This is a genomic window from Reyranella sp. (assembly GCF_965228225.1).
In the GTDB taxonomy this organism is placed as follows: Bacteria; Pseudomonadota; Alphaproteobacteria; order Reyranellales; family Reyranellaceae; genus Reyranella.
Genome location: NZ_OZ245801.1, coordinates 1560506 through 1572000, shown reverse-complemented (window position 1 = coordinate 1572000; position 11495 = coordinate 1560506). Strand labels below are relative to the sequence as shown.

Sequence of the window (11495 nt, the reverse complement as noted above, 5' to 3'; positions counted from 1 at the left end):
TGAATCGCATGTTTCGCCCGACCCTGTTTCTCACCGCCGCCTGCATCGCCGTTCCGGCGCTGGCCCAGACTCCGCCCACGCAGGCGTGGCCGCAGAACAGGCCGCCCGGCCAGGCCGCCCCGCCGGCCGCGGCTCCCGCCCAGCCCGCCACCCCGCCTGCGGCAGGCGCCACGCCGCCCGCCACAGCCGGTGCGCCCACGGCGTCGGTCGCGCCCGTTCCGCTGCCGCAGTGGTTCGTCGAGATCGACGTCGACAAGAAGGGCGAGGTCACGCGGGCCGACTTCCTGAAGTACCGCATGAAGTCCTTCGAATCGCTCGACCTCAACAAGGACAACAAGCTGTCGCTCGAGGAGTTCACCAAGGTCGTCGAACCGCCCTCGACGCCGGCCGACGCACCCGGCCTGCCCCCGCTGGAGGAGCGCCGCAACCGCGCCAAGGCGGAATTCCAGAACCTCGACACCAATCGTGACGGCTTCCTCGAACGGGGCGAGGCCGAGGCGGTGGTCCATTCGGAATTCAACAACTACGACACCGACCGCGACAACAAAGTCACCGAGCCCGAGGTTCGCCTCATCATCCAGCGTTCCATGCAGCGCGAGGCGGCCGAGCGCCAGCAGGCGGAAGCGCGCCGGCGCCAGGGCATGATGACGCTGAACGAATTCATGGACATGCAGCTGCGGCAGGCCGACGAACTCGACAAGAACAAGGACGGCAAGATCAGCGGTCCGGAATACACGGTCCTCGCCGGTCCGGCGGACGGGCCGCAGGCGAAGAACCTGCTGCCCTTCGACATGCGCAAGCAGATCGCCATGCGCAAGTTCGCCGAGATCGACACCAACAAGGACGGCCAGATCGACCGCGTGGAGCTGTCGGCCTATGCGCTGAAGCAGTTCGGCGAGATGGACCTCAACAAGGATCGCTTCATCAGCGAGGACGAGTTCAAGAAGGCTCAGGAATCCGAGGCCGCGAAGGTCCGCGCCATCGTCCAGACGATGATGCCGGCCCAACCCGCGGCGCAGCCCCGGCCGGCGCAGCCTCAGCCGCGCGGCGGCCAGCCGGCGCCTGCCCCCTCGGGTCCGCCGCCCGGACTGCCGCAGGGCACGCGCTAAGCGTCCTCGAAATCGAAAGCCGCGGGTCCGAAAGGCCCGCGGATTTTTCGTGCGCCATCGCCGGGCGAGCGCGCTACTCGACGGTGACGCTCTTGGCGAGGTTGCGCGGCTGGTCGACGTCGGTGCCCTTGGCGAGCGCCGTGTAATACGCGAGCAGTTGCACCGGGATCGTGTAGAGAATCGGCGCGACGACCGGATCGACCGCCGGCAGGGTCAGTGAGGCCGCAGCCTGCGATCCCAGGCGGGCCACGCCGGTGGCATCGCTGATCAGCACCAGCTTGCCGCCGCGCGCCTTGACCTGCTCGAAGTTCGACGCGGTCTTGTCGAAGATCGAATCGGAGGGCGCCACCACCACGACCGGCACCAGCTCGTCGATCAGCGCGATGGGACCGTGCTTCATCTCGCCGGCGGCATAGCCCTCCGCGTGGATGTAGGAGATCTCCTTGAGCTTCAGAGCGCCTTCGAGCGCGATCGGGAACGACGTGCCTCGGCCGAGATAGAGCACGTCGCGCGCTTCGGCGAGGATATCCTCGGAGATCCGCCGGTACTGTTCCTCCAGATTGAGCGCCTCGTTTACCAGCGCCGGCAGCTCGATGAGCGCCAGCCCGATCTTCGCCTCGTCGGCCTCGCTCAGCGTGCCGCGCGCCCGGCCCGCGGCGATCGCGGCGCAGAGCAGGACGGTGAGCTGGGTCGTGAAAGCCTTGGTCGAGGCGACGCCGATCTCGGGCCCCGCAAGGGTCGGCAATACGCCATGCGAATCGCGGGCGATGGCGCTCTCCGGCACGTTGACCACCGCGAGGATGGTCTGCCCATTGGCCTTGGCGTAGCGGATCGCCGCCAGCGTATCGACTGTTTCCCCGGACTGGGAGACGGCTATGCAGACGCCGTCCTTGGGCATCGGCGGTTCGCGATACCGCAGTTCGGAGGCGACCTCGACCTCCACCGGCAACCGCGCCAGCTGCTCGAACCAGTACTTCGCGACCATGCAGGCATAGAACGCCGTTCCGCACGCCGTCATGGTGAGGCGGCTGACCTTGGCCCAGTCGACCGGCAGCGCCGGCAGGGTCACCGTACGGGTCGCCGGGTTCAGATAGCTGTGCAGCGTGTCGCCGATCACCGCCGGCTGCTCGTGGATCTCCTTCAGCATGAAGTGGCGGTGATTGCCCTTGCCGATCATCGCCCCGGAGATACCGCTCTGGCGGACCTCGCGAACGACTTCCTGGGTGCCCTGGTAGACCTTCGCCCCGTCCTGGGTGAGGACCACCCAGTCCTCGTCCTCGAGGTAGCTCACCCGCTTGGTGAAGGGCGCCAGCGCCAGCGCATCCGTGCCGATGTACATCTCGCCGTCGCCGTAGCCGACGGCGAGCGAGCTGCCGCGGCGCGCGCCCATCAGCAGGTCGTGACGGCCGCTGAACAGCACGGCGAGCGCGAAGGCGCCGCGCAGGCGTGCCATCGCCGCGCCCATCGCCTGCTCCGGCGACATCTGCCGTTCGAGGTGGGAGGTGATCAGCTGGGCCACGACCTCGGTGTCGGTGTCGCTGTCGAAACGGCGGCCCTCGGCCTCCATCTCCGCCTTCAGCTCCTGAAAATTCTCGATGATGCCGTTGTGGACGACCGCGACCCGGTCCGTCGCGATCGGATGGGCATTGCGTTCCGAGGGCTTGCCATGGGTCGCCCAGCGCGTATGGCCGATGCCGATCGTGCCGGCGAGCGGCTCGGCGGCCAACCTGGCCTCGAGGTTCACCAGCTTGCCCTCGGCGCGGCGGCGGTCGATGTGACCGTTGACCAGGGTGGCGATCCCCGCCGAGTCGTAGCCGCGATATTCAAGCCGCTTCAGCGCGTCGACCAGGAGGGGCGTGACGGGCGCTTTACCGATAATGCCGATGATGCCGCACATGGGATCTGTCTCGACCGAGGGAGGGGGTTATTTCTTGCCGGACCGTTCTGCCGCTGCCTTCTTGAGGGCCGCTGCCCGATCCTTCAGTTTCGCACGAAGCGCCGCCGCGCGCCCCTTCTTCGTGACCTGCCGGGCGCGACCGAAGGCCAGCGCATTGGCGGGCACGTCCTCCGTCACCACGCTGCCGGCGGTGACGTTGGCGCCCCTGCCGACCGTGAGCGGAGCCACGAGGGAGCTGTTGGAGCCGATGAACACGTCGGCGCCGATGACCGTCCGGTGCTTGCCGTATCCGTCGTAGTTCACGGCGATGGTGCCGGCGCCGATGTTGCTGTTCGCGCCGATGTCGGAGTCGCCGAGATAGGCCAGGTGGTTGGCCTTGGCGCCCTTGCCCATGCGCGTGGCCTTCAGTTCCACGAAGTTGCCGATATGGACACCGTCGGCCACCTCCGAGCCCGGGCGGATGCGTGCAAACGGTCCGACCAGCACGCCCCGGCCGATGCGCACGCCCTCTATGTCGCAGAAGGCGTTGATGACGGTGTCGGCCCCGACGGACACCCCGGGACCGAAGCGGACGTTGGGCCCGATCCGAACGTCCGTGCCGAACTTCGTGTCGGCCGACAGCCAGACCGTGGCGGGATCGATCATGGTGACCCCACCCGCCATCGCGGCGGCGCGCAGCCGCTGCTGCAGCGCCTGCTCGGCCGCGGCCAGTTCGGCGCGCGAATTGACGCCCTGGAATTCCGCCTCCTCGCCCGCGACGGCGATCGCCTTGTGGCCGGCTTCGCGCGCCAGCCGCACGGCGTCGGTGAGGTAGAATTCGCGCTTCACATTGTCATTGCGGAGGGCGCCGAGCAGAGACGCGATCAGCCTGCCGTCGATGCACATGACGCCGGAATTGGAGAAGGCGACCGTTCGTTCGGTCGCATCGGCATCCTTGCTCTCGACGATCTTCACCAGCTCGCCGTCCTGCACGATGAGCCGGCCGTAGGGCGTGGGATCGCGGGCGACGAAGCCCAGCACGCCGACCGCCGCCCCTGCCCTGGCGCAGGCCGCGACCAGCTTGCGCAGGCTCGCTGTCGTCACCAGCGGCGCATCGCCGAACACGATCAGGACCGGCCCCTTGTGCCCCTCGAGAGCCTGCAGGGCCGCCTTGGCCGCGTGTCCCGTTCCCAGCGGCTTGCTCTGGACCACCGTCGGATAGGGCGCGAAGGCCGCCGCCACCTCGGCGGCGCCGGGCGCGATCACGCCGACGATCCGCGCGGGCTTCAGCGCTTCTGCATTGGCGAGCACATGCGCCAGCATGGGGCGATTGGCCAGGGGATGCAGGACCTTCGGCAGCGCCGATTTCATGCGGGTTCCGGCGCCGGCTGCGAGCACGACCACGGCAATGGGTGATTTCATGCCCGTCCGATGCCACGCGACTGGCGGACGGGCAAGACGGATGTGCTAGAGAAAACGGCATGCAGACAGATGCTGAAAAACTCATCACCGCCCGCTTTGACACCGTCGTCTACGACCTCGACGGCACCCTGATCGACAGCGCCAAGGACATGCAGCGGGCCGTCAGCCACGTGCTGGCCGACCACGGGCTGCCGGCCGTGACCGAGGAGGATGTGCGGATCTTCATGGGCCAGGGCAGCAAGGTCACGATGGGCAAGGCCTTCACCAAGCATGGCCGGTCGCTGGACGACGAGGCCCTGACCGCGGTGACGCGCGAGTTCGTGCGCTATTACGAGGCCGACCCGATCAGCCACACTACCGCCTTTGCCGGCGTCGCCGACGTGGTCGCGACCTTCGCCCGTCTCGGCCTGAAGCAGGGCGTCTGCACCAACAAGTTCGAGAAGCCGTCGCGCATGATCCTCGAGCATCTGAAGCTGATGCCGCCGATCAGCGACGTGGCCGGCGCCGACAGCTTCCCGGTGCGCAAGCCCGACCCGCGCCACATCCTGATGCTGCTGGAACGCATGGGCGGCGATCCGAAGCGCGCCGTCATGATCGGCGATTCGACCCACGACGCCGAGGCCGCCCGCGGCGCCGGCATCCCCGCCGTGCTGGTGAGCTGGGGCTATACGGCCAAGCCCGCCAGCGAGCTGGGCGCCGATGCCGTGATCGACCGATTCGACGCCCTGCCCGAGGCCCTGGCCCGGCTCGCATCGGCCCGTTGACGACCAAGCGCGGCTGCCCTATACGCGCCCCTTCCGGGCGCTTAGCTCAGCGGGAGAGCACACCCTTCACACGGGTGGGGTCGTAGGTTCAATCCCTACAGCGCCCACCACCGGTTTATAAGGCTCCGAGGCACTTTTGCTTCGGAGCCTTTTTATTGGGAAGGCGTATCGAAAGCGTTCCGGATCATCTTGGCGAGGTCGAGCTTGCGGAACGGCTTGCTCAGCAGGAGAGCGCCTTCGTCGAGGCGTTCGTGCCGGACGCTGGAAATCTCGGTGAATCCCGACATGAAGACGATCCTGGCAGCCGGCCAGCGGCGCGCGACCTCGGCGGCCAGGAGCTTGCCGCTCAAGGGACCCGGCATGATGACGTCGCTGAGCAGCAGGTCGAACGGCGGCTCCGCGGCCTCGAACGCGGCCAAGCCGGCGGTGCCGTCCGGGGCCTCGGCAACCGTGTAGCCCAGGCTGCGCAACTGGCGGACGACGCTGGCGCGGACCTGCGGCTCGTCCTCGACGACGAGAATGCGCTCGGAGCCCTTGGGAATGGGGCTCCTGTCCCGGGCGACGGCCTCGACCACCACGCCGTCGCTGCGCGGCAGATAGAGCTTGACCGACGTGCCGTGCCCCAGTTCGCTGTAAATGCCGACATGGCCGTTGGATTGCTTGATGAAGCCGTAGACCATGCTGAGACCTAGGCCGGTCCCCTTCCCCACTGGCTTGGTCGTGAAGAACGGCTCGAAGACCCTCCTCAGGTCAGCCGAGGCAATGCCCGCGCCTTCATCGGTGACCGACAGCATTGCATAGGCGCCCGGCACGGCGCCGTCGTTGACGATGCAATACGCCTCGTCGAGCACCACGTTGCGCGTCTCGACCAGCAGCCGCCCGCCGCCGGGCATTGCGTCACGCGCGTTGAGGCAGAGATTGACAAGGGTCGTCTCGAACTGGGGCCGGTCGACGCTCACCACACACAGGTCTTCGGCCAGTACGGCGTCGATCTCGATCTGCGCGCCCAGGGAGCGACGCAGCAGGTTGCCGGTCTCGGTCACGATGTCGTTCAGGTTGGTCCGTTGCGGACGCAACGGCTGCTTGCGCGAGAAGGCCAGCAATTGACGCGTCAGGTCCGCGGCGCGCTGCACGGCGCTGTCGATCGCGCCCAGCCGTTCGGTTACGCCGGGCGAGAAGACCTCGTCCTCCAGCAGCTCATCGGTATTGGCCAGAATCACGAACAAGATGTTGTTGAAGTCGTGCGCGATCCCTCCGGTGAGCTGCCCGACCGCTTCCATCTTCTGAGACTGGCGCAACTGGTCCTCGGCCACCTTGCGTACGCTGATGTTGCGAATCGCCGCTGTCACCAGGACACCCTCGGTACTGGCCAGCGGGCTCAGCATGATCTCGATGGGAAATTCCTCGCCATCCTTGCGGCGTCCCAGCAGCTCGATGCCGGTGCCGATCTCCTGCGCCAGCGCGTCGGTTTCGCTGCGCGTGGCGTCGGTGACCAGCCGCTCGGCAAAGCCCTTGGGAATGATCTCGGTTACGCGGCGGCCCAGCAACTCGTCGCGGCGATAGCCGAACTGCTTCTCCGCCTGGAGATTGACCAGCACGATCTCGCCGGTCTGGTTGACCACCACCATCGCGTCGGGCGCGGCCTCCAAAAGGCCGCGATACTGGCCTTCCATCTCCGTTAGATGCTTTTCGGCGGCCTTGCGCACGCTGATGTTGCGGATCGCCGCCGTCACCAGAAGGGTGCCGTCGGCGCTCTCGAGCGGACTCAGCATGATCTCGATGGGGAATTCGGCGCCGTCCTTGCGGCGGCCCGAGAGTTCGATGCCGGTGCCGATCTCCTGCGCCAGCGCGTCGGTCTCGCTGCGCGTGGCGTCGGTGACCAGCCGCTCGGCGAAACCTTCGGGAATGATGTTGGTCACGGGCTGACCCAGCAGCTCGTCTCGGCGATAGCCGAACTGCGTCTCGGCCTGGACGTTGACGAGCACGATCGCGCCGCTCTGGTTGACCACCACCATCGCGTCCGGCGCGGCCTCCAGCAACCCCCGATACTGCCCCTCCATCTGCTCCAGATGCCTTTCGGCGGCCTTGCGCGCAGTGACGTCGCGCGCCATCGAGAGCAACGCGGCGGTGCCGTCGAAGTCGATCGAGCGCACGGTCGTCTCGACCGTCATGACCGTGCCGTCCTTCCTGCGATGCCGCAGCTCGGGCGCGAGCGCGAGGGCCTCTCCGCCGTCCGGCGGGTGGAGGTTGTCGCCCGTCATCGCGAGGAATTCCTCACGCGACCAGCCATACTGTTCCACCGCCGCGTCGTTGACGGCGCGAAAGCGTCTCGTGTCGCGGTCGATCACCAGCATCGCCAGGGGGTTCGCATCGAACAGGACGCGGTAGCGGTCCTCCAAAGCGCGGCGCGCGTTCCACTCGCGGGCCGCCCACGCCGCGAGGATCGCGAGGGCGGCCGACGCCGCGGCCCAGCCAACGGCAACGACCCAGACGACGCGCCACCAGGCCACCAGCGCCCGGTCGGTCGCCTGGGAAAGGGTAAGGATGAAGGACGGATAGGCATCGAGGCGCCGGAAGACTCCCAGCCGGGACGCGCCATCGGGGCGGCTCACCGCCTCGAAGGTGCCCTTCCTCTGGCCGGCCTCTATTCTGGGAAAATGCACGGTGCCCCAGTCCGGCCCGCCGATGACCCTGTCGTCGAATGGGCTGCGCATCAGAAGCACGCCGTCTTCGCGCCACAGCGAGATGGCCAGGCCCTGAACCTCGTCGTCGATCTTCCAGACCTTGTCGAAATAGGCGAGTGGCACGGATCCGAGGATCAGGCCGCCAAATGTCCCATCGGCCTGGCGCAGCGGCAGCGTGGCAGTAACGAGCCATTCCCCGTTTGACCGCGCCCGGATCGGCACGCCCCACAGCACCCTTGATCCAGGCTCGGCGCGCTGCCGTATGAAATAGGCGCGATCAGAGACGTTGCGCCCGGTGTCGGCGGCGGTTCGGCCAAGAAAGATCTTGCCCTGAGCGTCGACCAGCTGAATCGAGGTGAGGAAGGGGCGGCCCTCGAGGATGTCCTGGAACTGAACCCGCAGCACGTCGAAGTCCACCGAATCCCGCTTGCGGGTTTCCGAGGCGACCATCTCCTCAGCGTCTTCGAGCGCGCGCTCGATGTTCTGCAAGGTCGTGGCGGTCTGGACGTTGGCGAGTTCGGCGTAGCCCGCCAGCACCTTTTCGCCAGAGGTGAAGGCGTCGGCGCGCAGGTTCAGCAGCAGCATTGCGAGCACGGCGGCGGTGAGCAGCGAATAGGTCAGGATCACCGCCACGAAGCGCCTCTTGATCACCCCGGGCGGCAGGAGGCGCGGTCGAGGAACGGGCGAAGAAGCGTTCTTGGATGCGGGCATGCGACTCCGGAAGGCCATCCCGCTGCGTGCAGCCGCGCGCGCACCCGCCGCCCTGCATCCGCTCATGACAGTGAAACTCCCCTATGTCTCAAACGCCCGACGAGGAAGATAGTTGCATAATCAAAGCAACGATATTCGCCACCATACGTTGTGGCAGGTGCGAGTGCCGTCGATCGGACTTGCTTACCTCGGGGGCGCGGCAAATGGATAATTCGGTACACGGTCACCTGAAGCAGCTTCTGGTCGACAACCTGCCCGAATGCGCGTTGGTCCTGCTCGATACCGACGGCAAGGTGCTGAGCTGGAACGTGGGCGCTCAAGAACTGCTGGGCTACGCTGAGGGCGAGGCGGTCGGGCTGTCTTTCTCCCGGATCGTTCCGCCCGAGACCCTCGACCCGGCCGGTGCTCCGCCGTCGCTCGCCATCGCGCGCAAGCGCGGCCGGCATGAAGAGGTTTGCCAGCGCATGCACAGCGACGGAAGCGATCTCGCGGTGCGAGAGGTCGTCGTCCCACTGCGCGATGCGCAGCACACTCTGGTGGCTTTCGGCATCTTGATGCAGCCCGTCGGCACGCCCGGCAATGCCGAGTCGGGCCGGCCGCTGATGGTCTCGAAGCGGCCGGCCCGCAAGGTCCTGCTGGTCGACGATGACGGCGACGTCCGGCTCACCGCGGTAAATCTTCTGAAGGGCCTGGGATATGAAGTGCTGACAGCCGCAAGTGGCGCCGAGGCGCTCGACATCCTGGCGGGCGACGAGGGGATCGACGTCCTCTTCACCGACGTCATGATGCCCGGCGGCATGGACGGTGGCGAGGTCGCGGAGAAGGCGCGGGAGATCCGGCCCGACATCAAGGTCCTGTTCGCCTCGGGCTATTTCGAGGACGCCCTGATCAAGAAGGGCAACATCGCCGCCAACACCCACCTGCTGGTCAAGCCTTATCGTCGCCGCGATCTCGCGAAGATGATGAACATGATCCTGGCGGACGAGATTCCCGGCTCCAATGACCTTCTGCTGGTCAACCGGTGATGCGCGTCCCGGGTCTTACGTCCCCAGTCCACACCGCTACCCCTCTCTCTGCCCTGGTCGGTGCGCTCGCGGCTGGACTGTTCGCGGCCTTGGTCACGGCAATGCTGCTGGCCTGGGCCATTTTCTCGCCTGCCGCCGCCATGGCGTTCTCGACCCACACCCTGCCCGACGGTCAGCGGATCGTGCTCGCCAAGGGATCGGTCGCCGAGGGCGACGCCGACAGTTTGCGGAGCGCGCTGGCCTCGGCCGACCGCGATGCCTCCGGCTACAAAATTCTCGCACTCGACAGCCCGGGCGGCCTGATCATCGAAGCCTTCGCCATGGTCGATGTCATGAACAAGGAGCGCGTTTCGACGGTCGTGCTGGCCGACGCCAGCTGCGCCTCAGCCTGCGCGCAGGTCCTGTTCCTTTCGGGCAGCCATCGCACCATCGAAGGCAGCGGCCGGCTCGGCCTGCATTCCTGCCACACCGCTGGCGATACGAGCCGCTCGATAATGTGCAATGAGCTGATCGCGCAGAACGCGGCGACGCATGGAACGCCGTACGGCACGATCATGGCCTTCATGCAGATGACCGCCGCGACGGACATGCGCTGGCTCAGCGCTTTCGAGGCCGATTGTTGGGGATTCACCAAGTGGCCCACGGCTCCCAGCGGTGCGACCAGGCCGCCCCCGGTGCAGGCGTGCTTCTGATCGTTGGGCTCGTCTGAGATGTCCTGGCTGTCGTGATCCCTTAGTCGGGATCTTTCAAGATGCGACGAGAGCCGCGTCCGGTGTTGTCGGTCCAGCGCCCTGCCGAAGACCGTCCTTCGAGCCGAGGGCTGGCAACCGTTTGCACCTGGGAAGGTTGACGTCCCAGCACAGCAAATGGAGTTGATCATGGAGCGCACCATCCTGGCCCGATTCGAGACACGACGCGATGCCGAGCTTGCGGTCGAGCACCTCGTTCAGGCGCACGGAGTCGCGCGGACCGACATTTTCATCCGCGCCAAGGGCGAATCGAATTCTGCCGGCACGCGGGCTGCGGGCGCGGATGTCGAGAGTGGCCATGGGCCGCAGAAGCGCGGGACGCCGGAACTCGGTGGCGAGATCGAGGTCTCGGTCGACTATCATGGCAGCGAGCCCGAGGTCGTTCGCGAGGCGCTCAAGTCCGCAGGCTCACGTTCGATCAAAGCAGAGTGAACCAGGTCGCCCTGCCGTAGACCCGCGGCTGGGCGCCCCGTAACGTCGCTTTGTGTCACGCTCCGTATTCGAATCCTCAGCCCTCAACTCATCGCGCCGGGCGCTGATCGCGGGCCTGGTGGCCTCCGCCGCGTGCGGAGGCAGTCGCGTCGTGTCGGCCCAGAACGATCCCTGGGCGGTCCTGCGGCGGCCCGGATCCTTTGCCCTGATTCGCCATGCGACTGCGCCCGGCACCAACGACCCGTCGGGCTTTCGCCTCGAGGACTGCGGGACGCAGCGCAATCTGTCGGCCGAGGGCCGGGCGCAAGCCGTTCGCATCGGCAACCTGTTCCGCGCCAACTCTATTGCCGAGGCCGGGGTCCATTCGAGCCAGTGGTGCCGGTGCCTCGATACCGCGCGCCTGATGAATCTGGGTGAAGTGCGGCCGCAACCGCTGCTCAACTCCTTCTTTCAGGACCGGTCGCGCGAAGCGGCGCAGATCGGGGCGCTTCGGCAGTGGATAGGAGAACTCGACCTCGCGAAACCGACGGTGTTCGTGACGCATCAGGTCGTGGTGACGGCGCTCAGCCAGATCTTTCCCGGCAGCGGCGAGATCGTGGTGATGCAACGCGTGCCGGGCGGGCAGCTTTCGGTTCAGGGGCGCCTCCCGACCGCCTGACGGACGCCGGCCCTGCCCCGGGCGGCCGAACGCTGCTATGAGCCCGCCATTCCGCCTGTCGCGGA

At 67.1% G+C, this 11495-nt stretch carries 9 protein-coding genes and 1 tRNA gene; 7 read left to right on the top strand and 3 right to left on the bottom strand.

Annotated features, from left to right (window positions below; translation table 11 throughout):
* Positions 1–8 precede the first annotated feature (8 nt).
* Positions 9–1109 carry a hypothetical protein gene (locus ACO07K_RS07530; protein ID WP_422035294.1) on the top strand — a complete coding sequence of 367 codons (1101 nt, stop codon included), beginning with the start codon at positions 9–11 and terminating at the stop codon, positions 1107–1109.
* A gap of 73 nt (positions 1110–1182) precedes the next feature.
* On the opposite strand, the gene glmS is transcribed toward ACO07K_RS07530, so the two are convergent.
* Positions 1183–3006 (bottom strand): glutamine--fructose-6-phosphate transaminase (isomerizing), encoded by a 1824-nt coding sequence (gene glmS / locus ACO07K_RS07525; RefSeq protein WP_422035293.1) that lies wholly within the window; start codon positions 3004–3006, stop codon positions 1183–1185.
* Positions 3007–3033: 27 nt separating this feature from the next.
* Positions 3034–4407 (bottom strand): bifunctional UDP-N-acetylglucosamine diphosphorylase/glucosamine-1-phosphate N-acetyltransferase GlmU, encoded by a 1374-nt coding sequence (gene glmU / locus ACO07K_RS07520; RefSeq protein ID WP_422035292.1) that lies wholly within the window; start codon positions 4405–4407, stop codon positions 3034–3036.
* Between the two features lie 59 nt (positions 4408–4466).
* Between glmU and ACO07K_RS07515 the strand changes: the two genes are divergently transcribed.
* Both ACO07K_RS07515 and ACO07K_RS07510 read left to right on the top strand, forming a co-directional pair.
* Positions 4467–5171: an HAD-IA family hydrolase gene (locus ACO07K_RS07515; protein ID WP_422035291.1), complete on the top strand. Its 705-nt coding sequence runs from the start codon at positions 4467–4469 to the stop codon at positions 5169–5171.
* A 35-nt stretch (positions 5172–5206) separates the two neighbouring features.
* Positions 5207–5281, top strand: a tRNA-Val gene (locus ACO07K_RS07510).
* A 42-nt stretch (positions 5282–5323) separates the two neighbouring features.
* On the opposite strand, the gene ACO07K_RS07505 is transcribed toward ACO07K_RS07510, so the two are convergent.
* Entirely contained in the window at positions 5324–8566 is a 3243-nt protein-coding gene (locus ACO07K_RS07505) for a PAS domain S-box protein (RefSeq protein WP_422035290.1), read from the bottom strand.
* Positions 8567–8769: 203 nt separating this feature from the next.
* On the opposite strand from ACO07K_RS07505, the gene ACO07K_RS07500 reads away from it, so the two are divergent.
* From ACO07K_RS07500 to ACO07K_RS07485, 4 genes are all read left to right on the top strand, one after another.
* A complete protein-coding gene (locus ACO07K_RS07500) occupies positions 8770–9591 on the top strand; it encodes a response regulator (protein ID WP_422035289.1) in 822 nt (273 codons plus the stop codon).
* Positions 9592–9692: 101 nt separating this feature from the next.
* Positions 9693–10283, top strand: coding sequence for an ATP-dependent Clp protease proteolytic subunit (locus tag ACO07K_RS07495; RefSeq protein WP_422035288.1), 591 nt, complete (start codon positions 9693–9695; stop codon positions 10281–10283).
* 186 nt (positions 10284–10469) lie between these two features.
* The gene (locus ACO07K_RS07490; RefSeq protein WP_422035287.1) at positions 10470–10772 is read left to right on the top strand and encodes a hypothetical protein; all 303 of its coding nucleotides are present in this window, start codon (positions 10470–10472) and stop codon (positions 10770–10772) included.
* Positions 10773–10890: 118 nt separating this feature from the next.
* A complete protein-coding gene (locus ACO07K_RS07485; protein ID WP_422035285.1) occupies positions 10891–11430 on the top strand; it encodes a histidine phosphatase family protein in 540 nt (179 codons plus the stop codon).
* The last annotated feature ends 65 nt before the right edge of the window (positions 11431–11495 follow it).